We start from the raw sequence: 26,814 nt of genomic DNA, 5'->3' as shown, positions 1-26,814 counted from the left end.
ATGGTGCTCGCTACTGGACTCGAACCAGTGACACCTTGCATGTCATGCAAGTACTCTAACCAACTGAGCTAAGCGAGCAAATTCAGCTTAATTACCATTAAATCGTAATCAGTGAATGATAAGCATAGTAGCGAGTCACTTTCCTCTAGGCAAGTGTTTAAATAGGCTTTTTTAGTAAATTCAGTGCGTTTGCTTGCACAATAGCCAGTTTGGTGATGGTTAATTAGACGAATGTGATATTGCGCATGTTATTTGTGAGGAACGCCACCAGTATTTTACAGGTGGCTATGTGAAAAGGGTTATTGAAGCAATTCGTGATTTTCTGGTAATAGACGAATAATCCACAATACCAATTTATGCTTCATATTGATGCCATCTTCTTTATCAACGGCTAATGGCGTAATTTGTTTACATTGCACTAATAAGCGATAAATACATTCCACGCGATCGGTCGAACCGACACCGCGATCTAAATCATTAAATCCTTGTTTTTTTGCAAAGGCGAAACCCAGTTCTAAGGCTTTTTTTAAAAGTTTTGCTTCATTTTTATGCTTTTTCATTCTTATCTCCCTGACCTCTACAATGTAGTGTAGTTTACCTATTCTCTAAATCAACGCATAGTAGCAAAAATGATAATTGAGGTTGGTAGCAACTTATTGATGTCCAACCTTAAATTGGCAGCGCTTAAATAATCGTTGCCAATAGCGAACATGATCATGGGTTGCTTGTTGAAATTGATAGAGCAGCTCTCCCTGAAAATAATAGCGAGCATACAATGCCATCGCTATCGGCGGGTGGATATGTTGTTGGATTAACGTGGTGTAAAGGTTATCTAAATGCGGTCGTAATTGCTGGTATTGAGAATGTAATTTACTGATATATGGCTGAATATCATTGATATAATATTTATAGAAAACATTACGTAAATATTGCGCTTGTTGTTGATTGATATTTTTACCACACATAACAGCTTGATCATGAGTAATAAGTTGCGTTGTAATAGTATTCATTATTGTTGTAATACGAGCAATAGAATAAAACAGTAAGCCAATATATTGGGTATTATGAATTTGCTGTTGATGGTGGAGTAGTTGATCAATATTGTTCGTTGTTAGTGAATGTTTAGTGGTTTGGTTCGATAGCATTGTTGTTAATGTCTCTAAATACTCAAATGCCGCTAAATTTTCGATATAGCCGCCAAATTGTTGGGACGGTAGTAATTGATGCCCTAGAGTAAATTGTTGCCGCCACTCTTGGCCCGTAAATACCATATTCCATATGGCTTGCGGTAATTGTTGTTGTTTTTGATGATATATATTTTTAAGTTGAAGCTGCAATGGATCAGTACTATTGAGAACATTTAGGCAATGTTCAATTTGTTTTAAAAACAATAACTCGTAATGTAGTCGACGTGTTTTATCCTGCACTTTGCCTAATACTGAATTACGCTCCGCAATTAATTGAAATAAACCACATTGGCGTAATTCATAAGCACTTAATAGTCCAATTGTTATATCTGTAATAGGTTGTTTGAGGGCATGGGTTCGAGGATAACTGGGTATATCTAGGGAAGGAATAGTGTCAGGCTCAACGCCTAATATATTCGTAAGGCGTTGCTGGTAGGTGTCGAGTAAGGCATCGGTTGTATTTTCTTTACAACCGATAACGGAAAATAGACAAATAATGGCGAGCAACAATAATTTTTTCATCATACTCTACAATGACTAATAGTTGTTTAAGCATATATCGCCTTTGTTAGTTTAGATCCTAAGATCGCTTTTTTAATAAGATATCATTGGCGGTTAGCGTAATGACATCTCAATTTGTTTTTGCGTATCAAGTTTGTGAACCCAACGCATACGCAGACCAAGCATTATCGCAGCAGATGTTAAGCCAATAATAAAGCCAATCCAAAAACCTTCAGGCCCCATTGGTCTAACAATCCAATCTGTCATACCTAAAATATAACCAATCGGTAATCCTAATAGCCAGTAAGCAATAAAGGTGCAGAAGAAGATGGCACGCATATCTTTATAGCCACGTAGTGCGCCAGCTGCAACAACCTGTACTGCATCGCTACATTGGTAGATGGCAGCTAATAACAATAATTGACCGGCAAACATAATAACTTCAGGGTTATCAGTATAAAGTAAGGCTATTTGCTCACGGAAAAGCACAGTTAAAATGGCAGTACAAAATGCTAATGATGTACCAACAAGTAGCCCACAATGACTAGCAATTTTAGCGCCAATAATGTCTTCTTGACCCATTTTATGACCAACACGAATACTGACGGCTGCCGCTATGCTCATTGGTAACATATATACTAACGATGAGAAGTTCATCGCAATCTGGTGTGATGCGACTTTCATTGGCCCAAGAGGTGAAATTAATAACGCAATAACGGCAAATAGCGATACTTCAAAAAATAATGAGGCAGCAACAGGAAAACCTAACTTAAACAAACGGCTAATAGCAGAAAATTTAGGCGGATAGATCGTACCAAAGACATTAAGGCTATTAAGTCGTTTGTTAATTAATACGAATGCGAGCATGGCAAAGAACATAAACCAGTACACGATAGCCGTTGCAATACCACAACCGACACCACCCATCGCTGGCATGCCAAATTTACCGTAAACAAAAATCCAGTTTAGAGGGATATTGAGCAATAATCCTAAAAAGCCAATCACCATTCCAGGAATTGTAAACGACAAACCTTCAGAGAAGCTTTTTAAGGTTTGGAAAAATAGAAAAGCAGGTACTGCAAATAGTACCGCATGTAAGTAACCCACTGTCTTTTCAGCCAGTACGGGTTCTACATTCATATAGTGAATCAAAATCCCTGCATTGTATAAAATCAGCATGGTTGGTATTGAGATTAGTACCGCTAAAATGAAGGCGGTTTGAATCTCAAATGGTATCTTTTCTTTTTTTCCTGAACCACTGAGTTGAGCGACGATAGGAACAATCGCCATCAGCAAGCCAACACCAAATAAAATTGAGGGTAACCAGATGCTTGCTGCAACAGCAACGGCTGCCATATCTGTAGCACTTACGCCACCTGCCATAACCGTGTCGACAAAACCCATTGATGTTTGGGCAACTGAGGCAATTAAAACGGGTATAGCAAGTTTGAGTAATTGTGATGTTTCTTTGATGTAGTTTTGCACTCAGCATAGCTCCAAAAATGAGGAAACAAAAAGGGGAGGAATGAATAGCTGTTAGACACTATTTTAATGCATTCTAAAGATGGCTGGATTATATAAATAAAACGCATAAAGCCAAGTAATATTTAACACTTTATGTGGATAAAATATATTTTTATTCTATCTATACTTTTGGTTATTTGTTAAATAAATGTGTTCTTTATTCTATTTTAAGTCGAATAAGAGAGTAACACATTGTTTATTATCTAAGTCATCTCCAATGTAACAACAATAAAGATTGTTTTTTGATATTTAATAGGGTTTTGTAGTTAAATAATTGTTAAATTTGGATGGGTTGTACCGTAAACCTAAATCTTAATTTTAAAAGAGAGATATGCATCACTAAATGTTGAGGATACAAAAAAACAATTGGTTTAAAATGAAAATTAAATCAGTTAGTTAAAGGTTAAACAACCATGAACACCAAAAGAATAAAAGAATGGAAATTGTCTAATGTAGCAGCGCAACAAATGGGCGTTGATGCTTCATTTGAAAAGATGGTGGAAAATTTAGAAGACACTATACAAAAAGAGATAGTTGCCTTTGTTAATGGCGCAACGACATTAAGTAACCAGACACCACTAATGAATGCATTAAATACGTGTTTTTCTGAAGTAGAAAGCGAGTTTAATGCAGCGCGTTGGGTTAGTTTTGATGGTGATATTTATTTTGATAAACAAGCCAAAGGTTTTTGGATGCTTTCTGAAGAAACTATTGAATCATTTAATGAAGGCGAATCTTTTTGTTCTGGTGAGTCTTATGATGAACTACTAAAAATAATTAATGGCAGTTTAAATGATAAGTTTAATAAATGGGATGTGCCTAATCTTGATACGTTAAAAAAATTGACGAATTTATCGAATGCACCGTTCCCTATCGATGAAGGAACAGTCTCCTATAGCTCTAATTATCTATTTAAATTGAATAATGAGGTTCATGGTTTTAATTGTGACTCGGGATGTTTTTATGGAAGCTCAGAGGGCGATTGCCTTCCTTATTTACCTCAAGCAGAGTTTTCAAATGTAGGCAATAAAGGCATATTTATTAATGCGATTTTTAGTGGTTTTACTCCAATAAAACTTAAAAACAATGCGTTATACAAAGCACTGATTGTTGCCTTAAATTACGAAAAGAAAATTTATGTTGAGGAAATGGAAAATCATTTTGATATTTTAAATCAGATGGTGACCCAAAAAATAACCAACAGCTTATTGCTTGAAGACAGCATTCGTGCCGACGTGGCACCATATCATTCAAAAATTGTAGAAGACACTGAGCTTGGCCACTGGTCGTTATGGACCGACGAGCTAGAAGGAACAAATGAGCAAACAATTAGCTTACCCGTTCCTATGGTTGCTCGTGATCCAAAATCCAGCATTAATGATGGTGTGGTCGGTATTGATTTCGGTACCAAAAGCACGGTGGTGGTGTACCAAAAAGATAACGTGAATATTCACCCAATGCGCGTAGGTACGGGTGATTTAAGTACCGATATTCAAGCGTATCACTATGAAAACCCAACCATTATGGAGTTTAAAGATCTAGAAGCCTTTATTACTGCTTATGATGTCAAAGCCAATAAGCCGTATACACGTTGGCAAGATCTGACCATTTCACATACCGCAAAAAATTCAATGGAGGGGACCGAATCAAGTCAATTTAATACCTTCCTTGATGAGATAAAACAGTGGGCTGGCGACAAAAACAGAAAGCTTAAAATTGTGGGACAAAAAGGCAAAATTATTGACCTGCCGCCATTTCTTGAGCTAACGGATGATGATTTCAACCCAATTGAAATCTATGCGTATTATTTAGGTTTGTATATTAATAACTTAAATAATGGCATTTTTATGGAATACATATTGTCGTTCCCAGTGACTTATGAAATGCCGATTCGAGACAAGATCATCGCTAGTTTTGAAAAGGGCTTAAAAAAATCACTGCCTGCGGAGTTAGGCACACAAGCCATTGACCAACTGACGGTGACAAAAGGGGCGAGTGAGCCTGCAGCATACGCACTAACGGCGTTTAAATCACATGATTTTGATCCACAAGGCGACGAGCGTATTTTTTATAGCGTATTTGATTTCGGTGGTGGTACGACAGATTTTGATTTTGGTATTTTCAGAGAATCAAAAGGTGGAAAAGAGCGCCGTTTTGATTATGTGATTGAACACTTTGGTGCGGGTGGTGATCAATTCCTTGGCGGTGAAAACTTATTAGAGTTATTGGCTTTTGAAGTATTTAAGAAAAACAAAAGCAAATTACTTAAACAAGGCATTCAGTTTGAAAAACACCCAGAAAAAGACGTGTTTGCTGGGAGTGAACAACTATTAAGCCATTCTCAAGAAGCTCGAAACAACACCAAAAAGCTGTGTATTGCTTTGCGTCCATTCTGGGAAGAGCACGAAGATTTTACCATCGATGCGTCAGGTGAGTTGAGCATCACACTGACGGATATTCACGGTGTTCAGCATTCGGGTTTCGCGCTTGATATTGATGAAGGGGAATTAAAGCAGTTACTGTCTGATCGAATTGAGCGAGGAGTGGAGAACTTCTTTAATGCATTGCGCTTAGCGTTCAGTAATAGTCAACAATCACTAGGTGATATTGATTCGGTGAAGATTTTCTTGGCAGGTAACTCAAGCCAATCCAGTTTTGTAAACGCCTTGTTTGAAATGCATATCGCTCTGCAAGATGAAGGCATTGGCAATCAAACAGGTCAAAGCCACTTCGAATTGTTTGCGCCATTGGGGGCGGATAAAAATGACGTAGAGAAACCGACAGGCAAAACAGGAGTTGCTTTTGGGCTTATTGAATCACGTGAAGGCGGCAATATTATGGTTATCGATCGTAACCTTGCTGATGATGATATTCGTTTTAAATTTTATTTGGGTGAAAACCGTAAAGGAAAATTTAAACCCGTAATAGACCGTGAAATGGGCTTTAACCAATGGGTAGAGTTTATTGATGCTGGCTATCAGAAATTTGAGTTGTTTTATACCGAACAACCAACATCGAGCACAGGTAATGTGGTTATCTCAGACAGCAGCATTAAGAAGAAAACGATTAAATTAGATATGACCGATGACGATGCTTTGGTTTATATCCGTATCGTCTCGCCGACGAAAATTGAATACGTTATTGCTAATGAAAATGACATTGAAAATAACGTTTATCTAAACAGTATTCAAAGTCTAGAACTTTAATTATTTAAGGACAAATTATGTTAATTATGCCGCCAACGTTAATTCTATCGATTATTTCAGCCATTACCAAAGCAGCTGCGACACTTGGTCCAATGATCGTAAAATATGCCCCTATTGTGATTAAAACACTAGGTGAAAATCTACCTAAAATGATTCAATTGGTGGAAGGCGTTAGTCTTGCTGCCAATGTACTAAAACCAAATGATAAAGTGGAAGATTTAGGTGCTAAAGCAATGGCTGCAGATAAAAAGCCAGAAGATTTCGATCAAATAAACGATTATATCGATTACTTGCGTAATGAAGTCGATGTTGATGAAGTAACGCTAAGCCAAGATCCAATAGATAAAACCGTTCGTCAAGCTATCGGTACTTCTATTGCTTTAAAAGCGTTAGGCAATGAATTAAACACAGACATATCTTTACCGTTTTTAAGTAAAGTCGGCGAACTAGGTATCGACTCAAAAGTGATACTAGAAATCATTAAATCCTATGCGAAAAGTGGATTAACCCCTGATGATGTAGAAGCGTATATTGATGGTGATTTGACTTTAGATGAGTCAAAAAAGCACAGTAGTATTTTAGTTGACGCTTATCATAACGCTTACCCATCGATGACATCACAAGAAATCGAACAGGCTGTGATGAAGGATTTTTAAGATGTCAAAATCATTAATTGAATTATTAAAATGCAATGATAATGCGTTATCTATTTCGACACCAGAGATAGAAAAACCGTTTCTGCTTGCTGAACATGAATTTTCGCTTTATCACATTAAAGAAGTGACTTTTGATGAAGAGTTACCAAGAAAAGAAGCGTTTGAAAACGTATTAAACTCGCTGCACATTGACGGTATTCTATTTCTGTATCTATTAATTGGTGATGGTGAGAGCGTTAAGTTTTTATTTGGGATCGCAAAAGACAAGCGCTACAAAGGTACATTATCACTGGATGTCGATGATATTGGTGAGAGTATATTAAAACCCTCTTTAGAAGGTAACTTTAGAGGGAGTGTAATTGAGAAGCTAAGCAAAGCAGAGCGACAACAAGTTAAGGACGATGTCGCGTGTTTTTCTAAAGTATCTAAACTTGAAGGTGTTCCTAGTGTTCTTGAAGATAATGAACAATTCCAAGGGGTAGATCGCTTAGTTGATATTATGAGTGGCGATCAATTCTGTCTTGCTGTGCTTGCTGATCCATTGTCTTTATCTGATGTGAATAAGATTGAAAGCCAGTTGCATGAAATTTATGACAAATTGCTACCATTGTCTAAAAATAGTATTCAAAGTGGAGAGAATAGCGCGGACACTAAGGGGACAAGTGAAGGGTCGAGTACCACGAAAACTACAGGGGAGAATGACGGAACGAGTATTAGTACAAATACGGGTAAGTCTGTGAGCTTTACTACGGGCACTAATAAAGGAACTAGCTCAGGTTCTAGCAGCTCTGGCTCCAATAGCGGAACGTCTCAAGGTTCCTCTGAGACGGATCATAATAATCATCGAAGTGGTAATGAGTCAAAAACCAAAGGCACTTCAGAGTCTACATCGACGGCTAAAAATATTGGAACTAATACCTCAAAACAGACGGGAACATCATCAAGTGAGTCTCGTGAGTTTTCAGATAAAGCTGTGCAAGAGTGGGTGAACTATATTGATGACGTGCTGCTTAAGCGTATTCAGATTGGTAAAAACAAAGGGCTATATCTTTCTAATATTTATTTGCTATCGAATTCAGAAGCCAGTGTTTTAAAATTAGGTAATACGGCTCGATCCATATTTTCAGGTGAAGAAGCGAATAAATCACCGTTGACACTCAAAAAGGTCACGGTGAACCATGAAATTACAACGCTTAAAAACTTTCAATTTCCAGCATTAAGAGGGACTGCAAACCAAGATAAAAATACGCATCAATTTAATCTTTTGATGTCTAAAAATCCATTTAACCAGTATTCCTGTAACTGGTTATCCACTAATGAATTAAGTGTTGTTGCGGGTTTACCACAAAAAGAGGTGGTAGGTCTTACCTTGAAAGAGGAAGTGGAGTTTGGTTTGAACATCACTAAAAAAATGACGGACGATAACAAATTATTTTTAGGTAATTTGATTAAAAGTGGTTTGAAGCAAAAAACGGAAATAAGTATTGATAAACGTGATCTTGATAAGCATACATTTATTGCAGGCGTAACGGGCAGTGGTAAAACAACCACCTGTCATCGAATATTAAATTCTGCGAAAATGCCTTTTTTAGTGATTGAACCAGCTAAAACAGAATATCGAGTATTAACCAAAAAGCATAGAGATATCCTTATTTTTACGTTAGGGAATGATAATGTTGCCCCATTTAGGTTAAACCCGTTTGAATTCTTTCCACATGAAAATATCACTTCAAGAGTGGATATGATCAAGGCGAGTATTGAATCAGCTTTTGATATGGAAGCGGCGATCCCACAGTTAATTGAAGCAGCTATTTATCGTTGCTATGAAGTCAAAGGATGGAATATTTCCAATTCAAAAAATAGTCAGTATGAAGACCCATTTGCCTCCGGGGTTTATGCTTTTCCTACATTAGCGGACTTGATCGCAATGACTGAAGAAGTCGTTAAAGAGCAAGGGTTCGATGACCGGTTAAAACAAGATTACATCGGTTCGATAAAAGCACGATTGCAAGGCTTGTTAATTGGATCTAAGGGCCAAATGCTGAATACACCACGATCCATCAACTTTAAAGAATTAGCGCAGCGTAATGTCATATTGGAACTAGAGGAACTCCGTAACCCAAGTGAGAAATCTCTTATCATGGGCTTTGTGTTGGCCAATTTAAATGAAGCGGTACGAGCGAACCACGAAGAATATAGAAAGCGTGGCGAGAAATTTAGACATATAACCTTAATTGAAGAGGCCCACCGCTTGTTATCTAAATATGAAGCGGGAGATAGTTCGAATAAGAAGAGAGGGGTTGAAACTTTCTCCGATATGCTGGCAGAGGTGCGTAAATATGGAGAGTCACTGATTATTGTTGATCAAATCCCAAATAAACTTACGCCTGAAGTGCTAAAAAATACCAATACTAAAATTATCCATAAGTTATTTGCTCAAGATGATAAAGAAGCTGTGGGTAATACAATGGCATTATCGGATGAGCAAAAAGATTTCTTATCAAACCTTGAGCCGGGGCGCGTGATTTTATCCAGTTCAGGTATGACTAAACCGCTACAAGTGCAAATAAAAGAGTTTATTAGTACTACCGAAGAGTCAGATGTTGAACCTGCTGAAATTAGAATATCAGCATTGCAATATTATGCGGATAACTATAAGTCAGGACTTATTCAAGGATTAGAGTTGTTAGAAACCAGACCATCCGTGGAAGTTGTTGAAGACATTCTACAAGGTAATCCGACATTAGCTTGGATTAATACGATTAAGAATAGAAAATCCAATAGTATATTGCGTAATTACCTTCAAGATTTTGGCCTTGAATTTATGCATCAATATATTTTGACTACTTGCTACAAACCGATTGGAGAGAGCAAAGAAGATAAAAAACAATTTAAAACGAGAAGTGAGCATTTAGCTATGTTTCTTTTTAATATAACTGAAAATCATGAAGTATCTTTTACTCTTGATCAAAATGATGCATTTACAACCAACAAGAAATTAAAATAAGGAAATGATGATGGGATTATTTAGTAGTCTTTGTAGTTTTGTAAGTAGTGCGTGTAGCACTATCAGTCGTGCGGTTTCAAATATTGGCCGTGGTATTGCTAGTGTAGCTACGAGTATTGTTAGCTTAGGTGTAAGTTTGGCAGCCAAAGTGTCCGATGCAATTAAAGGCGTTGGGATATCGTTAGGTATTATTCGACCAGAAGATACCATGGAAGAGTTAGGCGAGCGTGCGATATTAAGTGATAAAAAATCAGAAGATTTTGATTCAATCAATGAGTACATTGATCATTTAAAAAATAATGTGCTGTTTGATAAAGAGAAGTTTGATCGCCTTAACGATAAAGAATTATTAGCACGCTCTTCAATAGGTGCGTCTATTACATTGAAAGGGATTAATGAAAAATTAAATGCGACTGTGACTCCTGAATTCATGGCAATAGTTGCTTCTCAAAAGCTTGAAGTGAACGAAATTATAGAAACAATTAAGGTATATAAAGAAAAGGAATTAAATCTTGATGACTATGATTTGTATCTTAATGATGAGCTAACGCTTGATGAAACAAATAAACACAGCAGTGCATTGGTTGAGGCTTATCAAAAACTAGAGCCTGAACTATCACTTGATAAAATAGAGGAAAAAGTGATGGGGCTAAGTAAATAAATGGCCGATTTTTTTATTCAAGTACGAAATAATTGGGTAATGACAAGCCGAATTATCAATGGTGATCTAGATGTTATTCGCTTCTCAGGAGAAGACTGGATAACAGTTGATACGTATTGGCAACGATTTAAAGAAAAAATTGAATATGCTAATGGCGAAACTCTGGCATTATTGATTATTTCAGATGATGAGTCATTTATGGTTGATCCCGAGCTGTTAATTTCTGATACGTTTAAAAATAACTCGAATGATTTGAAAGGGATCATTGATACTTCAGAGCTAAGTAATGCTCAAGTTTTTTTATATCCTGAAATTTTTGGTGAACCAAAAATTAAATTGAATACCAATGATAATAGAGTTAAAGAAGGCCATAATAAAGAGAAAGACTCAGTTAAAAAAGAAATAATAGCGGTAGAAACAATGAGCAGTGGCAGCCTACAAAATTATTATCGTAAGGCAACTAGGGAATTTAAACGAGGTACTCAGCAATGAGTGAAGTCTCGCTTGATAAATTAACGTTAAAGCAGTGTTTGTTGTTGTTATTGGACGATGAAGATGTAAATGAAAAAATTCGTCAAATCATCGTTGAGCCAGTAAATACGATATCGACAGAAATACAAATCATTGAAGGCTTAGCTAAGGCGGGTCCTGAGTTAATCGACCAATTACAAGGTGAGAAACGGCACTTAGAAATCAAGGTAAATAAATTATCTGATGAGAATGAAAAAATGAAAGCGTTCATTGAAAAGCTTAACTCATTGTTAGGTTTGAAAGAAACAGCGTTAAATGAAAGTAAGCATGTTATCTCAACATTAAATCAAGATACTCTAAAATTAGAGGCGAATCTATCGTCTATTAAGTCTGACTTAACCCAAAAGCAACAGCGTTTATCTGACGTTAATTATAAGTATCAAAACTTAAAGTCTGAATTTGATTCGCTTAATCAATCATATCAAGAGCAAGATCGGAAAATTGTGTTTTACCGATATTCTTTTGAAGAAGATTTACGTATTAAAGATATTTATGATGGTCTTTCTGCTCAAACAAAACTCTCAACAGAGGGGATATTTAAAGATAGTAGTATAAAAGGATTGATAGCATGTGGTATTCAAGAGAAGAATATCTCAAATTTATGGGATTATGCTAAGAGTGAAGTAGTAAACGGTAATAATCCTGATCAAGAGAGTATTATTCGATTATTTGAGTTGCTGTTTAATCGTTTTAAACTCGCTTACCCAATGTTTGAACTTCAACCCGTTCAAGTCGATGATAAGTTTGACACTCAATCTCATATTAAACATAACAGTAGTAAAAATATGAGTGGAAGTATTCAAAATATCTTACTTTATGGCTATATCAACACTAAAACAGACAAAGTGATTAAACCATCAATTGTAATTGTTTGATTGTTAGTTAATGTATTGATTTTATTTTAATTGTATTTTATGTGGATAAAAACAAACGGCCTCGATAGGTGATCATCGAGGCCGTTAGGTTAAGTTGACAGTTCTAGTATTAAGTTAAACAGTAAAGAATTGATGCCCAAAGAAACCAATCGCAATAAAGGTGCTCGCGGCACTAAAAATACACAGCATTGGCGTCTTAATACTTGGGTAACGTTCAATTAATAATGCTAATCCAAGGAAGGTCGGATAAAGACCAAAAGCATAACGTGGCATTGCGTTAAGACTTGAAGACAGTGGCAATATTAAACAAATAAACATAAATAGTGCTTCGGCATAATATTTACGAACGACTAAGTAAACATTAAGCGCAAAAGCCAGCAGTGCCATAATGGTGAGGTACAATTTAGGCCCACCCGTTTCAAAACCAAAGATTATCCAATGGAATGGATTAGTTAGCTGACGTCCCCACGCTATTTGAATATGTCCAAATGCCAGAGCATCACCGACATGGAAGTATAGATACGTCATAAAGCCAAAAAAGCCAATTGGAATGACCCAAATCGCCGTTAAAACTTTTAATGCCGGCGTTTTAAAGCGTAAAAAACTTTGTATGCCATAGTGTTGAATCGCAATGATTAACACAGGGAAAACTAAAAATACGCCTAAGTTACGTGTAACAGCGGCCAGCATGCCTAAAATAGCAACCCAAAACCATTGCTGGCGATAGCTAAATAAAAACACTCCGGCTACTAATGCAATAAACAATGGCTCTGTATAACCTGCAGATGAATATACAGTGTAAGGAGAGAAACATAGTACCCATACCATAATTGAACGTGTTGCCGCACTAATTTTTAGTTGTTTTAGTGCCATCAATACCATTGGAATACTAAATAAAAACGCAAGGTTAGATGTAAGGACTAATCCAAAACGGTAATTATTTATGGGATCTTCAAACGTTGCTAAATGAGAGAATGTCCAACCTAAAAATGGTTGTAATGGCATAAATGCCCAATTAGCAGCGTTTCTTTGTTCAAGCCATTGTGGAGCAAGATCATAACCGCCATCAATAATGCGATAAAACCACACACAGTCAAAACGACATACAGTTTGTAATAATGGTTGTTCTGCATAATGTCCAGTCATGAACATGCTCACACCCCAAAGACCAAGAGCGTAGATCACAATACGACTAATAATGACCGCAAAAATCAGGTTTAGCCAGTCTTTACGAGTAAGACGGATGTCTACAAGTGATAGGGGATTCATTTAAAGACCCAGAATTTTGATAAAATAAATGTAATAATTGGCACGCACAATGTTGAAATTGTTACGGCAACCCAACCTTTTATGTGGGCTGTTTGTAATAGTGTTACCAAGATAATGTTATTGATTAAAAAACCAAATAAAGATACCGCTAAGAATTTAAAAAATGAGCCTTTTTGAGCAAAGGTAAAATGACGATGACCAAAATATGACACTAAAAAAGCGATACTAAATCCGAGGATGTTAGCTATATATTCAGACGGATGCCCTATTTGGAAAAAGTATAGCCGCACCACGGATAAATGCACGGCAGTAGCCAATAATCCGACAAGGGCAAACCGGTTAAGCTGCCAAAAATGTTTTAGAAAAGACTCATTCATAATGATTGTTAGACTGATTTAACGTTGTATAAGGGCTCTGTTTTTGTTTGGATGGTGTTGGATTTTTTTTATAATTACCATATACATCCTCAACTAAATAAATTGGTCGATGTTTAAGTTCAGTATAGATGCGGCTGACATATCCACCGATAATCCCTAATGAGATTAACTGGATTCCACCTAGAAAAAGTACTACTGAGATAGTAGAGGCATAGCCTGGTGTATGCACACCAAAACCTAATGCACTAATAATTATATACATTAAAAAGAGAAAAGATAAAAAGGAAATACCAAACCCGATAAACCCCCATACACGTAATGGCCATGCTGTAAAACTGGTAATGCCATCCATGGCAAAATTCCACAATTTCCAATAATTAAATTTTGTATCACCAACAAGACGTTCAGGACGCTGAAAGTTAACGCCAGTAGCGCGTAGAGATGACCATGCAAGTAAACCTTTCATAAAACGATTACGTTCTGGTAACTGTTTAACCGTTTCAATTACGCAGCGATTAATTAATCTAAAATCACCCGCATTTTCAGGTAATGTTGTTTCAGCGGATAAGAAATTAAAGAAACGGTAGAATCCACCTGCAGTTAATCGCTTAGTATAAGTATCTTGCGAGCGATCGACACGCACACCATAGACAGTATCATAGTCACCAGTAAGCCATAATTTGACAAATTCAAGGATCACTTCTGGCGGATCTTGTAAATCAACATCCATAATAACTGCAGCGTCACCTTGAACATAATCTAAGCCCGCGGTCATGGCCGCTTCTTTACCAAAGTTACGGGCAAAATTGATTAATGAGATGCTTGAATCTTGTTCTATGATTTTATCAATAACGCGCTGTGTATTATCTTTACTGCCGTCATTGATAAACACAATATCTATATGTGATCGAATACTACTCAGTTTGTCATTAATGGCATTTAAGAAAGGTTCGATAGCCACTTCTTCATTATAAACTGGCACTATAAGTGATAGACGATAATCAAGTGGGTTTGGCTTTTGATTCATTTTTGGTTCCCAATGTGTTGATTAATATGGCCAGTGTTATGTGGCAGAGTTGATATATTAGTGTCAGATGTATTGGTATCTATAGGTACTATGCTAATTGATGTTACTTGTAGTGGGGTTGGTGCATTTAATATCAATGATTGTAATTGTTGTGCCGAAGGTAAAAATTGCTGCTTTGGTAATTGTGCAATCAAGGCTTTACCTTGATCTTGCGGTAACAATGTGCCTTGGTGATGGTTAAAAGTGAATGTTATCGGCTTTAACTGTAACAGTGCTTTTGCTAAGGTAAATGTAATTTTCACATTGGCCGTTGGCGCTGTGGGTAACGTAAAATATAAGCCACCTTGTTGAGTAAGCTCACGCATATTATTATTAGTCTCAATGTTCCAACCCGCACGAGATAAATTAGGAATATTATTTGTTATTTCTAATGTAGTCGGTAATGTTAAGGCTAGGTTTGGCTGTTTTGGTTGCCAATATAATGTCTGATTTTTTATATAATAAGCCTTATAAGCGATGCTCACATTGGGTGTTATAGCTTTATAAAGTACCCAAATATAATACCCAGATAAGACCATTAACAACCCAATAAGTAGTATTCGTAAAATCGGTTGTTGGTGCTGTAAAGACGGTGAAACAGTGGCTGAGGTGTTAGCGGTCATAGCGTACCTTTAATACGTATTATTTGTTGGTTCGGTATTATTGTCATGCAAGTAATACGCTTATAGTATTGCCAAGTGTCACTTTAATGTAAAAAAATAGCAAATGACAAAAATAGCGACGAAATTGTTGCGTAATTAAACGCATGAATGTTCTAAATTGAATATCTCTGAGTGACCCAAGACCTTAATAATAGGTCAATTAAAGTTAATTAGAAATAAGGATGGATATGTTTACTGGAATTATACAAGGCATTGCGCAGGTAGTGAAAATTCATAAAAAAATGAATTTCCAAACCCATATTATTCGGTTACCAGAAAATTTAATGCAGGGATTAACCTTAGGGGCTTCTGTCGCGCATAATGGTTGTTGTTTGACCGTCACTCATATTGATCAACAATTGGTTTCGTTTGATTTAATGCAAGAAACCTTAAAAGTGACTAATTTAGGTCTGCTTACAGAAGGGGATTATGTCAATATTGAGCGTGCTGCAAAGTTTGGGGATGAAATTGGTGGTCATACAATGTCGGGTCATATCTCGGCGACAGCTACAGTTAGTCGTGTGAATATCTCTGAAAATAATCATCAAATGTGGTTTTCTGCTCCAACACAATTAATGAAATATATCTTTACTAAAGGGTATATTGGTATTGATGGTATCAGTCTAACGATAGGTGAGGTTGAAAATGATTGCTTTAATGTCAATCTGATCCCTGAAACATTACAACGAACGAATCTTAAAAATCGCACCGTAAATAATGTGATTAATATTGAAATTGATCCACAGACACAAGCAATTGTAGACACGGTTGAACGTGTAATGGCAACAAAATAAGTGTTTTAAAATATTTGTTCGTCATCAGCATCAACAAACAGATTAATTGTCTTATGCTGCTCATCAACTTCCATTGTTAAGTGAATTGGATTACAGCAGATAGAGCAATCATCATAAAAATTTTGGCTGCCAGCACTGGCATCAAGAGGAATACTGATTGTGTGACCGCAATGGGGACAATTAACGTTTTGCGTTGAGTATTTGTGCATAACAGATCCTTAATATCAGCAATCAGATGTATCGTTGAATTCATTGTGTTGTTTATTATTGTAGAGCCTCGTGATGAATTAGTCATTTCATGAATAATTATGTTAGCTCACACCAGCACTGAGTGGCGACAGTATTGGTGTGATGCAAATAAGATCATTACTGTTATTCGTCCCATAACATGAGGTTGGCAATGATATGTTGTGCTTGACCCATATATTCTCCACCGAACAGATTACAGTGGTTAAGAATATGATAAAGATTATAAAGATCTTTACGGTCTTGATACCCTTCGTCTAATGGATAAATAGATTGATAGCCCTCATAGAAACTGGCAGGAAAACCGCCAAATAATTCTGTCATTGCAATATCACATTCACGATCGCCCCAGTAAGAGGCCGGATCAAAGATGATTGGTCCTGAGACGGTTAATGCGGTATTGCCATGCCATAAGTCACCATGGAGCAATGAAGGTTTAGGTTGATGATTACTTAAACGTTGCGCGATATTGGCTGTTATTGTATCAATATCACCAAAATGAAGTCCTTTTTCGGCACAAAGTTGTAATTGCCATTCAATACGTTGTTCTGCAAAAAATTTATCCCAGCGACGGCGCCACTTATTTGGTTGAGGTGTCAGACCGATGTAATTATCAAAATCAAATCCAAATTCAATTTGCTCACCCCATAAGTGCAATTGAGCCAGTTGTTGGCCGAGTTTATAACCCGCGTCGTCATCAATGGCTTTAGTGGGAAGATAATTTAGAACAAGAAAGGATTTGTCTCGGCAAGTACCAAGATGAAAATAGTGTGGAACTTGCATACAATTTGCTTCGTTGAGAATGCGTAAACTTTCAGCTTCTGTTTTAAAAACAGTGAGTTGCTCTTTATCATTAAGTTTAATAAAAAAACGTTGCTCGCCATCACTAACACAATAGCATTGGTTAACATCGCCACCTTGAATCACTTCACGTTCATTAATTTTGAACTGTCGACCAAGTACTTCCGACAACTGGTGAGAAATAGCCTGCCACATAGCATCCTCCACGCATTAAATTGGACTAGATAAAACTTGTCTATCAACATCTTAGTTCATTTTACTTAGAGATATCTGTGAAGTTGGCGCTATTTTAGCGAATCAACAAACTAACAATATTTAAGTCACTGAAGTTATTGGATATATTATTTTTATATTAAAAATGCAGTGTTATTGTTCATTTACTTTTCAACATTTGTGGTTACTCTATGCCGAAAATATATTCGGTAATATAAGGACACCATAATGAGCAAGACTACAATCCCGACGGAAATGACATTTTTCTCACGTTTTGAAAGTGATATTTTGTCAGGAAAGAAAACCATTACTATTCGTGATGAAGCGGAAAGTTATTATGTTCCCGATACAACGGTTGATGTCTCGACGTATGAAGAGGGGCGTTGGTTCTGCCGTTTAAACATTTTAACCGTTGAGCCAATTGCATTTAATGACCTAAATGATTTCCATGCACAACAAGAAAATATGACATTACCTGAGTTAAAAGCGGTGATTAACGATATTTACCCTGGTATCGAAAAGTTATATGTAGTGAATTACGCTCTAGTAAAATAGAAAACATAAAAAAGTAGGGTGATCCTTTGCAATATCTTGTTACCGTTTGTATAGTGTTCCCCTGTTTTTACCTTAGCATGTAGCTCAGTATTGCTGCATCAACGTAAAAACATTTTTTATTAATAGAAAGCTTATCTAAAAGCTTTATTAACTCAACATGTGCTACTTGGTGTGTGGCACCACTGTTTAAGGATATTTAAATGCCAGTTATTACTCTTCCTGACGGTAGTCAACGTCAATTCGACGATGCTGTATCAACTATGGACGTCGCACTTTCAATCGGTCCTGGTCTTGCAAAAGCAACCATTGCAGGGCGTGTTGATGGTGTTCGTGTTGATGCTTGTGATCTTATTGAAAATGATGCAAGCCTAGAAATCATTACTGTAAAAGATGATGTTGATGGTCTTGAAATCGTTCGCCACTCATGCGCACACTTGTTAGGTCATGCAATTAAGCAATTGTATCCTGAAGCAAAAATGGCGATTGGTCCGACGATTGACAACGGTTTTTACTACGATATCGATTTAGAGCAATCTTTAACGCAAGAAGATCTTGATGTTATTGAAAAGCGCATGCTTGAATTAGCAAAAACTAAATATCAAGTAGTGAAGAAAAACGTAAGCTGGCAAGAAGCGCGTGATGCGTTTGACGCACGTGGCGAAACGTACAAAATTGAAATTCTAGATGAAAACGTGGCTCGCGACGATCGTCCTGGCCTATACCATCATGAAGAATATATTGACATGTGTCGTGGTCCTCACGTTCCACACATGGGCTTTTGTCAAAACTTCAAGCTATTAAGCGTTGCTGGTGCATACTGGCGTGGTAATAGTGATAACAAGATGCTGCAACGTATCTACGGTACTGCATTCCACGATAAGAAAGCACTGAAAGCGCACCTAACGCGTTTGGAAGAAGCTGCTAAGCGTGATCACCGTAAGATTGGTAAGCAACTTGATCTGTTCCACATGCAGCAAGAAGCACCAGGTATGGTATTCTGGCACCACAACGGTTGGACTATCTTCCGTGAGTTAGAAGTATTTGTTCGTGAAAAACTGAATGAATATGATTACCAAGAAGTAAAAGGCCCATTAATGATGGACCGTGTGCTTTGGGAACGTTCTGGTCACTGGGATAAGTACGCAGAGGCAATGTTCACAACAAGTTCTGAGAACCGTGAATACGCAATTAAGCCTATGAACTGTCCTGGTCACGTGCAGATCTTTAACCAAGGCCTTAAGTCATACCGTGATTTACCATTACGTATGGCAGAGTTTGGATCTTGTCACCGTAATGAGCCTTCTGGTTCACTTCACGGTATTATGCGTGTTCGTGGTTTTACCCAAGATGATGCGCATATTTTCTGTACAGAAGCACAAGTACAACAAGAAGTTACATCTTGCATCGAAATGGTGTATGATACTTACAAGACATTCGGTTTTGACAATATTGTTGTTAAATTATCAACACGTCCTGAAAAACGTGTAGGTTCTGACGCAATGTGGGATAAAGCTGAAGCCGATTTAATTACCGCGCTTGAATCAATGAATATCCCATTTGAGATTCAAGAAGGTGAGGGTGCATTCTATGGTCCTAAGATCGAGTTTACACTTCACGACTGTCTTGATCGCGCATGGCAGTGTGGTACTGTTCAGCTTGACTTCGCATTACCTGAGCGTCTAGGCGCTACATATGTAGGTGAAGACAACGAACGCCATACACCGGTTATGATTCACCGTGCAATTCTTGGTTCACTAGAGCGCTTCATCGGTATTCTTATCGAAGATTATGCAGGTTTCTTCCCAACATGGTTGGCACCTCAACAAGCTGTAGTGATGAATATTACTGACTCTCAAGCAGAATATGTGCAAGAAATTGTAGAAAAATTGAAAAAAAGTGGAATTAGAGTCAATGCGGACTTGAGAAATGAGAAGATTGGCTTTAAAATCCGCGAACATACTTTGAAGCGAGTGCCTTTCATGCTCGTTTGTGGTGACAAAGAAGTCGAAGCAGGCGTAGTAGCAGTTCGTACTCGCAAGGGTAAAGATTTGGGTAAATTTAAGATTGATGAACTTGTTGCATTTATGCAGGAAGAAATTAGCAGTCGTAAGCTCAATATTGTGGAGGAATAAGGTATTAAAGGCGGAAAAAGAACCCAGGCACCAGTTAAGCAAAACGCGCATCGTCTAAATGAAGAAATTCGTGGCGTACGTGAAGTTCGCCTAACTGGCCTTGATGGCGAATCAGTTGGTGTTGTTTCTATTGAAGAAGCAATGAATGTTGCTCTTGACGCTGGTGTGGATCTAGTTGAAATTAGCCCTAATGCCGAGCCACCAGTCTGTCGTGTGATGGACTATGGCAAGTACCTGTTCGAGAAGAGCAAGGCTGCTAAAGAGCAAAAGAAGAATCAAAAACAAATCCAGATCAAAGAAGTTAAATTCCGACCTGGTACAGACGAAGGCGATTATCAGGTAAAACTACGCAACCTGAGTCGCTTTTTAGAAGAGGGCAACAAGGGTAAAGTCACACTACGTTTCCGTGGTCGTGAAATGGCCCACCAAGGCATTGGTATTGAACTTCTTAATCGTATTAAGGCAGAGCTTGAAGAGATTGCGGTCTGTGAAAGTTTTCCTAATCGTGTAGAAGGTCGTCAAATGACCATGATGCTTGCCCCAAAGAAGAAGTAATAACGGCATTCAAGTAGCTAAAAAGCGCTGCTTTTAGTAGCGCTTTTTGTTCGCCCTATTACTATGATTATTAACTATCAACAATGCGGAGTTATCATCTCATGCCAAAGATGAAAACAAATCGTGGCGCAGCTAAGCGCTTCAAAAAAACAGCTGGTGGCTTTAAGTTTAAGCACGCTACTAAGCGTCACATCCTGACTAAACGTACTACTAAGAACAAACGTCAGCTTCGTCCAAATGCAATCCTTCCTAAGTGTGAAGTGGCTGCAGTTGCTCGTATGCTTCCGTTCGCTTAATCGTTTTTAGTTTTATATTTTTTTAATTTTAGTTAGGAGTCTCCTATGCCTCGCGTAAAACGTGGTGTACAAGCGCGTGCACGTCACAAGAAAGTTCTTAAACAAGCTAAAGGTTATTACGGAGCACGTTCACGTGTTTACCGCGTAGCTTTCCAAGCTGTTACTAAAGCTGGTCAATATGCTTACCGTGACCGTCGTCAGAAGAAACGTACTTTCCGTCAACTTTGGATTGCTCGTATCAACGCTGCGGCACGTCAAAATGGTATGTCTTACAGCCGTTTAATCAACGGTCTTAAGAAAGCGTCTATCGAAATCGATCGTAAGATCCTTTCTGATATTGCTGTATTTGACAAAGCTACTTTCACTGTTCTTGTGGAAAAGGCAAAAGCTGCACTGTAATTTATCAGTCTAGTTTTATGTTAAAAGGAGAGCCTTGGCTCTCCTTTTTTCGTATAGGTTGTTATTTTTTCTTCTTCTTCTCTATTCGCTAAACAAATATTTCTTTTTTCTAGAGCTGTTTTAGCATCCAGACGTCACAACCGCCATGTTGAGTGCCTGTTAATGGCATATCAAGGTGAGTAAAGCCCAATGTTTCATATAGACCGATTGCAGATTGCATGCTCGATAGTGTATCGAGATAACATTCTGTGAAGCCTTTTGTTTGTGCGTATGCTAAACATTGAAGGGAAAGCTTTTTTCCTAATCCAAGTTTGCGCCCATCGGGTAACAGAAACAGTTTTTTTAGTTCACATGTTGTTTTACTGTTATTGAAAGGGGCAATACCGCAGCCACCGACAAGCTTGCCATCAACCAAAGCCACTAAATATAAACTACTGACACCATCATGGTAAAAGTGGCTCATATTTAACACTTCAGTATCTGATGGGCCAAACCCTTCACCTACCGCCCCAAATTCAGCGCCGACTTGCTTAATTATTTTGCAGAGTTCTACGTCAAAAGCTGCAGTGATAGTGATTACATCAATGTCCATGGCTAATGGTCCCTGTTGTTACGAATGGGTCTGGTATTTTATTACCATTCTGAAATTCATATTTTGCGTATACAGAAATACAAGACATAAAAAAACCAGTCATTTATATAGCAGAATGACTGGCTTTTAAAAATAGAATCGAGTGGTTAGCGGTTATGCACGCGCATAACGTTGATTACGCTTTTTGTTTGCTGTTGCTAATGTCTTAAGTAAGAACGCTAGGAAGGTAACAAATAACGTATTGAAACCTATAAAGAATACAAGGTTGATAAAGTTAAAGCCGTCTTCTGGTGCAATCGGCATTGCTGATACTAAGCCGTAATTACCAAGCAGTAATAGGATAGTACAAAGAATCGCAGCGATAGTTGAAATTTTAGATAGAGCGGCAAGATCTTGAGTATTCATTATAGAGTCCTAACATTAATTTTGATCATAACTTACACTGAAAAGAGTAATTTTAAAACAAAATTGATAAAAAATATCTGAAATGTAGATGAGTTAGATTGCATAACAGGTCATATTTTTTATATTTAATAATATGATTTGTTATGGTTTAAAAGTGGGATATTGAATGAAGGTGATTATTGGTGTTGAGCTAAATAAGCCTTCATTTGTTGTTGTGAATGTTTAAGGCCGACTAGCAAATAAGCAAGGAAACCAACAAACATGAAATTAAACCCTACATAGTAGATTATATGAATGAAATCGATGTGTGTTTGATTACCTAGGTTATCTTTCATTTCAATTGGCATACTTGAGAACATGCCATAATTACCGAGAATCACCAGCCCAAAGCAGAGTAAGGATGCAAAACCACTCATTTTAATTAAGGCTGAAAGAGATTGGGTATTCATAATAATTATTCCAAAATAAATATAGCTGAAATTTACTTTTTTTTGCTTATTTTAGGAATAGAGAAAAATGGAATATAGGTGTGCGAAATCTGTTTTATAGTCAATCCAAATTACTTTCAGTGTACTGAAAAAGCACAATTTCATATTTTAATGGGCAAAGGCGTTTTTTTTTCGTCCAAACTTACTGTTTTATTACGATTCAATTTGGATTTAGACGCTGCTTTCTTTAGTATGTATCGTTATGCGATTTTATATCTCCCTTAAGGACGCCACCTGTGGGTGGATGAGGATACGATGCAACATCTAGACGAGATTATTGCCAACGCAACGGCAGCTATTGAGCAGGCTGATTCATCAGTTGCTCTGGACGAAGTTCGAGTTCAATTTCTAGGCAAGAAGGGTCATTTAACTCTTCAACTACAAGCCCTAGGTAAATTACCACCAGAAGAGCGTCGCACTGCTGGTCAAGAAATCAATAAAGCGAAGCAAGTAGTACAAACATTACTTGTTGAGCGTAAAGATGGTCTACAACGAGCAGAGCTTGAAGCAAAGCTTGCCGCTGAGACTGTTGATGTTTCTTTACCAGGTCGTCGTATTGAAAACGGTGGTCTTCACCCAGTGACTCGTACCATTGAACGCATTGAAAGTTTCTTTGGTGAGCTTGGCTTTACAACTGAAGCTGGCCCTGAAATTGAAGATGCTTTCCATAACTTTGATGCGCTAAACATTGCTGAAGATCATCCAGCACGTACCGATCACGATACGTTCTTCTTTAACCCAGATCTTATGCTACGTACGCACACTTCTGGTGTTCAGATCCGTACAATGGAAAGCGGCAAACCGCCATTCCGTTTCATTGCACCAGGTCGTGTTTACCGTAATGACTACGATCAAACTCACACGCCAATGTTCCACCAAGTGGAAGGTATGTTAGTTGATGAAAACGTAAACTTTGCTCAGCTTAAAGGTATTCTTCACGATTTCCTTTGTAACTTCTTTGAAGAAGAAGTTGAAGTTCGTTTCCGTCCTTCTTTCTTCCCATTCACAGAACCTTCAGCTGAAGTTGACGTGAAAGGCAAGAACGGTAAGTGGTTAGAAGTACTAGGCTGTGGCATGGTACACCCTAATGTTCTACGTTCAGTTAACATCGATCCTGAGAAATACTCAGGCTTTGCATTTGGTATGGGCGTTGAGCGTCTAACTATGCTTCGTTACGGCGTTAACGATTTACGTGCGTTCTTTGAGAACGACTTACGTTTCCTAAAACAGTTTAAGTAAGCACTAGGGGCTAGAAATCTATGAAATTCTCTGAATCTTGGCTACGCGAGTGGGTTAATCCTGCAGTAAACAGCGAAGAACTAGCTCACCAGATCACAATGGCGGGTCTGGAAGTTGACGGTATTGATGCGGTTGCTGGTGAATTCACTGGCGTTAAAGTCGGCCAAGTTGTTGAGTGCGCTCAACACCCAGACGCAGACAAACTACGCGTAACAAAAGTAGATGTTGGCGCTGAAGAGCTACTAGACATCGTTTGTGGCGCATCTAACTGTCGTCAAGGTATCAAGGTTGCGGTGGCAACTGTTGGTGCTGTTCTGCCTGGTGATTTCAAAATCAAGAAGGCAAAACTACGTGGTCAACCTTCGCACGGTATGCTTTGTTCTTTCACAGAACTTGGTATTGATATTGAATCTGATGGCATCATGGAATTAGCAGCAGACGCTGTTCTTGGTACTGATTTCCGTGAGTTCCTAGGTCTTGACGATGTTATTATCGATGTAGACCTAACGGCTAACCGTGCTGACTGTCTAAGCATTGCTGGTCTTGCTCGTGAAGTTGGCGTATTGAACCGCGCTGAAGTGACTGAGCCTCAGTTTGATATTGTTGCGCCAACAGCGGCTGATACGATTTCAATCGAAGTTAAAGCACCTGTTGCATGTCCACGTTACCTTGGCCGTATTGTTCGTAATGTTAATGCGCAAGCTGAAACACCATTATGGATGCAAGAAAAACTACGCCGTTGTGGTACTCGCTCAATTGATGCAATCGTAGATATTACTAACTACGTATTGCTTGAAATGGGTCAGCCAATGCATGCTTTCGATCTTGCTAAGATTGATGGTGGTATTGTGGTTCGTATGGCAGAGCAGGGCGAAAAGCTTACTCTTCTTGACGGCAACGAAGCGGAGTTAAACGACAATACACTAGTGATTGCTGACAACAAGCAAGCACTAGCGATTGCGGGTATTTTCGGTGGTCAATTCTCTGGCGTTAATGCTGAGACTAAAGACGTACTACTTGAGTGTGCATTCTTTGCACCTGACGCAATCCGTGGTCGTGCTCGTAGCTACGGTCTACACACTGATTCTTCTCATCGCTTTGAGCGTGGTGTTGATGCAACACTACAAATGAAAGCAATGGAGCGTGCAACTGCACTTCTTGTTGAAATTTGTGATGGTGAAGTAGCACCAATCGTTGAAGCTGAATCAGAAGCTGATTTACCTAAAGCTGCAACAATTGAATTACGTCGTTCTAAATTAGATCGTCTATTAGGTCATGCTATTGCTTCTGAAGAAGTAGTAGAAATCCTAACGCGTCTTGGCTGTGATGTTGAAACAACAGATGCTGGCTGGAAAGCAACGGCACCCGCATGGCGTTTTGACATGGCAATTGAAGAAGATTTAGTGGAAGAAGTGGGTCGTATTTTCGGCTACAACAATATCCCTAATCAATCGCCTGTTGCTGCACTTAGCATGAACTTACATAAAGAAGCGAATTTACCGCTTAAACGTGTACGTGATTTGCTTGTTGGCCGTGGTTTCCAAGAAGCTATTACTTACAGCTTTGTAGAGCCTGAGCAACAAAAACTTATCGTGCCTGAAATTGAGCCATTGATTCTGCCATTCCCAATTTCTGCGGACATGTCAGCAATGCGTTTAAGCCTATGGACTGGCCTACTAAATACAGTAGTGTTCAATCAGAAGCGTCAACAGTCACGTGTACGTTTGTTTGAAGCTGGTTTACGTTTTGTACCAGAGCAAAATGCTGAAAACGGTATGCGTCAAGATATGATGCTTGCCGGTGTTATTGCTGGTACGCGTAGTGATGAGCATTGGGACATTGAAACTAATACTGTTGATTTCTTTGATCTTAAAGGTGATTTAGAAGCCATTCTTGAGCTAACAGCAAAAGATAGTTATAGCTTTAAAGCTGCTAAACACCCAGCACTTCACCCAGGTCAAACAGCAGCGATTGTTGTTGATGCTGGTCTTGAAACTGAGCGTGAAGTTGGCTTTATTGGTACTGTTCACCCTGAGCTTGAGCGTAAGTTTGGTCTTAATGGCCGTACTATTGCGTTTGAAGTTGAGTGGGATGCTATTAATAAGCGTGACTTACCAGAAGCAGTAGCACTGTCTAAGTTCCCTGCTAACCGTCGTGATATTGCTGTTGTTGTTAATAATGACGTAGCTGCGAATGATATTATTGCAGCATGTCGTGATAACGGTGGCGAGTTATTAAGAGCGGTTAATCTGTTTGACGTTTACACCGGCAAAGGTGTTGATGACGGTCAGAAGAGTCTTGCAATTGCGTTAACGTTACAATCAGCTGAACGTACATTAGAAGAAGCCGATATTGCAGCGGCAGTAGAAAGTATAGTTAATGCATTGGCTGAAAAATTTGATGCATCACTTCGTGATTAAAAAAACATCATAATTAATTTTAAGTCTTTGTTTTCGAAAAGCAGTCCTTACGGGCTGCTTTTTTTTGATCTAGATCTAAAAAATAATAACAGTTTGATAAATAGTTATATTTTCTAATTGTACGCAATGAATTAGAGTTTTAAACTACGCATTGCTT

At 38.0% G+C, this 26,814-nt stretch carries 26 protein-coding genes and 1 tRNA gene; 14 read left to right on the top strand and 13 right to left on the bottom strand.

The window, feature by feature from the left end; all coding sequences use genetic code 11:
- Nucleotide 1 precedes the first annotated feature (1 nt).
- The 4 genes from Q0V26_RS06905 to Q0V26_RS06890 all read right to left on the bottom strand — a co-directional run bounded on the left by Q0V26_RS06905 (nt 2) and on the right by Q0V26_RS06890 (nt 3,173).
- A tRNA-Val gene (locus Q0V26_RS06905) sits at nt 2–78 on the bottom strand.
- 221 nt (nt 79–299) lie between these two features.
- Nucleotides 300–560 carry a DUF5062 family protein gene (locus Q0V26_RS06900; RefSeq protein ID WP_297479778.1) on the bottom strand — a complete coding sequence of 87 codons (261 nt, stop codon included), beginning with the start codon at nt 558–560 and terminating at the stop codon, nt 300–302.
- A gap of 93 nt (nt 561–653) precedes the next feature.
- Entirely contained in the window at nt 654–1,709 is a 1,056-nt protein-coding gene (locus Q0V26_RS06895) for a DUF3080 family protein (protein ID WP_297479775.1), read from the bottom strand.
- A gap of 93 nt (nt 1,710–1,802) precedes the next feature.
- On the bottom strand, nt 1,803–3,173 hold the full coding sequence (locus Q0V26_RS06890; protein ID WP_297479772.1) for an MATE family efflux transporter: 1,371 nt from the start codon (nt 3,171–3,173) through the stop codon (nt 1,803–1,805).
- Between the two features lie 452 nt (nt 3,174–3,625).
- Between Q0V26_RS06890 and Q0V26_RS06885 the strand changes: the two genes are divergently transcribed.
- The 6 genes from Q0V26_RS06885 to Q0V26_RS06860 are packed head-to-tail and all read left to right on the top strand — an operon-like array spanning nt 3,626 to nt 12,148.
- Complete coding sequence (locus tag Q0V26_RS06885) at nt 3,626–6,418, top strand: molecular chaperone DnaK (RefSeq protein ID WP_297479769.1); 2,793 nt, start codon at nt 3,626–3,628, stop codon at nt 6,416–6,418.
- 17 nt (nt 6,419–6,435) lie between these two features.
- Nucleotides 6,436–7,074 (top strand): hypothetical protein, encoded by a 639-nt coding sequence (locus Q0V26_RS06880; protein ID WP_297479766.1) that lies wholly within the window; start codon nt 6,436–6,438, stop codon nt 7,072–7,074.
- Between the two features lies 1 nt (nt 7,075).
- On the top strand, nt 7,076–10,081 hold the full coding sequence (locus tag Q0V26_RS06875) for a DUF87 domain-containing protein (RefSeq protein ID WP_297479763.1): 3,006 nt from the start codon (nt 7,076–7,078) through the stop codon (nt 10,079–10,081).
- Nucleotides 10,082–10,091: 10 nt separating this feature from the next.
- Complete coding sequence (locus tag Q0V26_RS06870) at nt 10,092–10,742, top strand: hypothetical protein (RefSeq protein WP_297479760.1); 651 nt, start codon at nt 10,092–10,094, stop codon at nt 10,740–10,742.
- Nucleotides 10,743–11,234 carry a hypothetical protein gene (locus Q0V26_RS06865; protein WP_297479758.1) on the top strand — a complete coding sequence of 164 codons (492 nt, stop codon included), beginning with the start codon at nt 10,743–10,745 and terminating at the stop codon, nt 11,232–11,234.
- Complete coding sequence (locus Q0V26_RS06860; RefSeq protein WP_297479757.1) at nt 11,231–12,148, top strand: hypothetical protein; 918 nt, start codon at nt 11,231–11,233, stop codon at nt 12,146–12,148. The genes Q0V26_RS06865 and Q0V26_RS06860 overlap by 4 nt, the downstream gene beginning before the upstream one ends.
- Nucleotides 12,149–12,262: 114 nt before the next feature.
- Here the strand turns inward: Q0V26_RS06860 and Q0V26_RS06855 are convergent, their stop codons facing one another.
- The 4 genes from Q0V26_RS06855 to Q0V26_RS06840 are packed head-to-tail and all read right to left on the bottom strand — an operon-like array spanning nt 12,263 to nt 15,483.
- Nucleotides 12,263–13,417, bottom strand: a complete 1,155-nt coding sequence (locus Q0V26_RS06855; RefSeq protein WP_297479754.1) for a hypothetical protein — start codon at nt 13,415–13,417, stop codon at nt 12,263–12,265.
- Nucleotides 13,414–13,794 carry a GtrA family protein gene (locus Q0V26_RS06850; protein ID WP_297479751.1) on the bottom strand — a complete coding sequence of 127 codons (381 nt, stop codon included), beginning with the start codon at nt 13,792–13,794 and terminating at the stop codon, nt 13,414–13,416. Before Q0V26_RS06850 ends, Q0V26_RS06855 begins: the two co-directional genes overlap by 4 nt.
- On the bottom strand, nt 13,787–14,821 hold the full coding sequence (locus tag Q0V26_RS06845; RefSeq protein ID WP_297479749.1) for a glycosyltransferase: 1,035 nt from the start codon (nt 14,819–14,821) through the stop codon (nt 13,787–13,789). Before Q0V26_RS06845 ends, Q0V26_RS06850 begins: the two co-directional genes overlap by 8 nt.
- The gene (locus Q0V26_RS06840) at nt 14,818–15,483 is read right to left on the bottom strand and encodes a riboflavin synthase subunit alpha (RefSeq protein WP_297479747.1); all 666 of its coding nucleotides are present in this window, start codon (nt 15,481–15,483) and stop codon (nt 14,818–14,820) included. Before Q0V26_RS06840 ends, Q0V26_RS06845 begins: the two co-directional genes overlap by 4 nt.
- Nucleotides 15,484–15,710: 227 nt before the next feature.
- Between Q0V26_RS06840 and Q0V26_RS06835 the strand changes: the two genes are divergently transcribed.
- A complete protein-coding gene (locus Q0V26_RS06835; protein ID WP_297479742.1) occupies nt 15,711–16,316 on the top strand; it encodes a riboflavin synthase subunit alpha in 606 nt (201 codons plus the stop codon).
- Between the two features lie 5 nt (nt 16,317–16,321).
- Here Q0V26_RS06835 and Q0V26_RS06830 read toward each other — a convergent pair whose 3' ends face one another.
- Both Q0V26_RS06830 and Q0V26_RS06825 read right to left on the bottom strand, forming a co-directional pair.
- On the bottom strand, nt 16,322–16,525 hold the full coding sequence (locus tag Q0V26_RS06830; RefSeq protein ID WP_297479739.1) for a CPXCG motif-containing cysteine-rich protein: 204 nt from the start codon (nt 16,523–16,525) through the stop codon (nt 16,322–16,324).
- 163 nt (nt 16,526–16,688) lie between these two features.
- Nucleotides 16,689–17,558 (bottom strand): fructosamine kinase family protein, encoded by an 870-nt coding sequence (locus tag Q0V26_RS06825; protein ID WP_297479736.1) that lies wholly within the window; start codon nt 17,556–17,558, stop codon nt 16,689–16,691.
- 246 nt (nt 17,559–17,804) lie between these two features.
- On the opposite strand from Q0V26_RS06825, the gene yqfB reads away from it, so the two are divergent.
- The 5 genes from yqfB (at nt 17,805) to rplT (ending at nt 21,513) form a co-directional block, all read left to right on the top strand.
- On the top strand, nt 17,805–18,131 hold the full coding sequence (gene yqfB, locus Q0V26_RS06820) for a N(4)-acetylcytidine aminohydrolase (RefSeq protein ID WP_297479734.1): 327 nt from the start codon (nt 17,805–17,807) through the stop codon (nt 18,129–18,131).
- 200 nt (nt 18,132–18,331) lie between these two features.
- Nucleotides 18,332–20,263: a threonine--tRNA ligase gene (gene thrS / locus Q0V26_RS06815; RefSeq protein WP_297479731.1), complete on the top strand. Its 1,932-nt coding sequence runs from the start codon at nt 18,332–18,334 to the stop codon at nt 20,261–20,263.
- A 3-nt stretch (nt 20,264–20,266) separates the two neighbouring features.
- Complete coding sequence (gene infC, locus Q0V26_RS06810; RefSeq protein ID WP_080156593.1) at nt 20,267–20,818, top strand: translation initiation factor IF-3; 552 nt, start codon at nt 20,267–20,269, stop codon at nt 20,816–20,818.
- A gap of 101 nt (nt 20,819–20,919) precedes the next feature.
- Entirely contained in the window at nt 20,920–21,114 is a 195-nt protein-coding gene (gene rpmI / locus Q0V26_RS06805) for a 50S ribosomal protein L35 (RefSeq protein WP_005367387.1), read from the top strand.
- 45 nt (nt 21,115–21,159) lie between these two features.
- Entirely contained in the window at nt 21,160–21,513 is a 354-nt protein-coding gene (gene rplT / locus Q0V26_RS06800; protein WP_036795101.1) for a 50S ribosomal protein L20, read from the top strand.
- A 109-nt stretch (nt 21,514–21,622) separates the two neighbouring features.
- Here the strand turns inward: rplT and Q0V26_RS06795 are convergent, their stop codons facing one another.
- The 3 genes from Q0V26_RS06795 to Q0V26_RS06785 all read right to left on the bottom strand — a co-directional run bounded on the left by Q0V26_RS06795 (nt 21,623) and on the right by Q0V26_RS06785 (nt 22,959).
- A complete protein-coding gene (locus Q0V26_RS06795) occupies nt 21,623–22,105 on the bottom strand; it encodes a GNAT family N-acetyltransferase (protein ID WP_297479701.1) in 483 nt (160 codons plus the stop codon).
- A 153-nt stretch (nt 22,106–22,258) separates the two neighbouring features.
- The gene (locus Q0V26_RS06790; RefSeq protein WP_297479699.1) at nt 22,259–22,510 is read right to left on the bottom strand and encodes a phenylalanyl-tRNA synthetase subunit alpha; all 252 of its coding nucleotides are present in this window, start codon (nt 22,508–22,510) and stop codon (nt 22,259–22,261) included.
- A 176-nt stretch (nt 22,511–22,686) separates the two neighbouring features.
- The gene (locus Q0V26_RS06785; RefSeq protein WP_297479696.1) at nt 22,687–22,959 is read right to left on the bottom strand and encodes a hypothetical protein; all 273 of its coding nucleotides are present in this window, start codon (nt 22,957–22,959) and stop codon (nt 22,687–22,689) included.
- Nucleotides 22,960–23,253: 294 nt separating this feature from the next.
- Here Q0V26_RS06785 and pheS point away from each other — a divergent pair, with 294 nt between their 5' ends.
- Nucleotides 23,254–24,237, top strand: coding sequence for a phenylalanine--tRNA ligase subunit alpha (pheS, locus tag Q0V26_RS06780; RefSeq protein WP_297479693.1), 984 nt, complete (start codon nt 23,254–23,256; stop codon nt 24,235–24,237).
- Between the two features lie 20 nt (nt 24,238–24,257).
- On the top strand, nt 24,258–26,657 hold the full coding sequence (pheT, locus tag Q0V26_RS06775; protein WP_297479691.1) for a phenylalanine--tRNA ligase subunit beta: 2,400 nt from the start codon (nt 24,258–24,260) through the stop codon (nt 26,655–26,657).
- Nucleotides 26,658–26,814 lie beyond the last annotated feature (157 nt).

It is taken from the genome of uncultured Photobacterium sp., assembly GCF_947039875.1.
Taxonomy (GTDB): domain Bacteria; phylum Pseudomonadota; class Gammaproteobacteria; order Enterobacterales; family Vibrionaceae; genus Photobacterium.
Note: the sequence above shows the minus strand (reverse complement) of the source record. Positions and strands in the feature narration are given on the sequence as shown.

What these genes read in the sequence shown, in the direction of transcription:
- Q0V26_RS06795 (WP_297479701.1), bottom strand. Translation starts at nt 22,105, where the DNA reads ATGGACATTGATGTAATCACTATCACTGCAGCTTTTGACGTAGAACTC.
- Q0V26_RS06865 (WP_297479758.1), top strand. Translation starts at nt 10,743, where the DNA reads ATGGCCGATTTTTTTATTCAAGTACGAAATAATTGGGTAATGACAAGC.
- Q0V26_RS06870 (WP_297479760.1), top strand. Translation starts at nt 10,092, where the DNA reads ATGGGATTATTTAGTAGTCTTTGTAGTTTTGTAAGTAGTGCGTGTAGC.
- yqfB (WP_297479734.1), top strand. Translation starts at nt 17,805, where the DNA reads ATGAGCAAGACTACAATCCCGACGGAAATGACATTTTTCTCACGTTTT.
- Q0V26_RS06900 (WP_297479778.1), bottom strand. Translation starts at nt 560, where the DNA reads ATGAAAAAGCATAAAAATGAAGCAAAACTTTTAAAAAAAGCCTTAGAA.
- Q0V26_RS06880 (WP_297479766.1), top strand. Translation starts at nt 6,436, where the DNA reads ATGTTAATTATGCCGCCAACGTTAATTCTATCGATTATTTCAGCCATT.
- Q0V26_RS06895 (WP_297479775.1), bottom strand. Translation starts at nt 1,709, where the DNA reads ATGAAAAAATTATTGTTGCTCGCCATTATTTGTCTATTTTCCGTTATC.
- Q0V26_RS06835 (WP_297479742.1), top strand. Translation starts at nt 15,711, where the DNA reads ATGTTTACTGGAATTATACAAGGCATTGCGCAGGTAGTGAAAATTCAT.
- Q0V26_RS06885 (WP_297479769.1), top strand. Translation starts at nt 3,626, where the DNA reads ATGAACACCAAAAGAATAAAAGAATGGAAATTGTCTAATGTAGCAGCG.
- rplT (WP_036795101.1), top strand. Translation starts at nt 21,160, where the DNA reads ATGCCTCGCGTAAAACGTGGTGTACAAGCGCGTGCACGTCACAAGAAA.
- pheT (WP_297479691.1), top strand. Translation starts at nt 24,258, where the DNA reads ATGAAATTCTCTGAATCTTGGCTACGCGAGTGGGTTAATCCTGCAGTA.
- Q0V26_RS06850 (WP_297479751.1), bottom strand. Translation starts at nt 13,794, where the DNA reads ATGAATGAGTCTTTTCTAAAACATTTTTGGCAGCTTAACCGGTTTGCC.
- Q0V26_RS06840 (WP_297479747.1), bottom strand. Translation starts at nt 15,483, where the DNA reads ATGACCGCTAACACCTCAGCCACTGTTTCACCGTCTTTACAGCACCAA.
- Q0V26_RS06785 (WP_297479696.1), bottom strand. Translation starts at nt 22,959, where the DNA reads ATGAATACCCAATCTCTTTCAGCCTTAATTAAAATGAGTGGTTTTGCA.
- Q0V26_RS06860 (WP_297479757.1), top strand. Translation starts at nt 11,231, where the DNA reads ATGAGTGAAGTCTCGCTTGATAAATTAACGTTAAAGCAGTGTTTGTTG.
- Q0V26_RS06790 (WP_297479699.1), bottom strand. Translation starts at nt 22,510, where the DNA reads ATGAATACTCAAGATCTTGCCGCTCTATCTAAAATTTCAACTATCGCT.
- Q0V26_RS06845 (WP_297479749.1), bottom strand. Translation starts at nt 14,821, where the DNA reads ATGAATCAAAAGCCAAACCCACTTGATTATCGTCTATCACTTATAGTG.
- thrS (WP_297479731.1), top strand. Translation starts at nt 18,332, where the DNA reads ATGCCAGTTATTACTCTTCCTGACGGTAGTCAACGTCAATTCGACGAT.
- Q0V26_RS06855 (WP_297479754.1), bottom strand. Translation starts at nt 13,417, where the DNA reads ATGAATCCCCTATCACTTGTAGACATCCGTCTTACTCGTAAAGACTGG.
- pheS (WP_297479693.1), top strand. Translation starts at nt 23,254, where the DNA reads ATGCAACATCTAGACGAGATTATTGCCAACGCAACGGCAGCTATTGAG.
- Q0V26_RS06875 (WP_297479763.1), top strand. Translation starts at nt 7,076, where the DNA reads ATGTCAAAATCATTAATTGAATTATTAAAATGCAATGATAATGCGTTA.
- rpmI (WP_005367387.1), top strand. Translation starts at nt 20,920, where the DNA reads ATGCCAAAGATGAAAACAAATCGTGGCGCAGCTAAGCGCTTCAAAAAA.
- Q0V26_RS06825 (WP_297479736.1), bottom strand. Translation starts at nt 17,558, where the DNA reads ATGTGGCAGGCTATTTCTCACCAGTTGTCGGAAGTACTTGGTCGACAG.
- Q0V26_RS06830 (WP_297479739.1), bottom strand. Translation starts at nt 16,525, where the DNA reads ATGCACAAATACTCAACGCAAAACGTTAATTGTCCCCATTGCGGTCAC.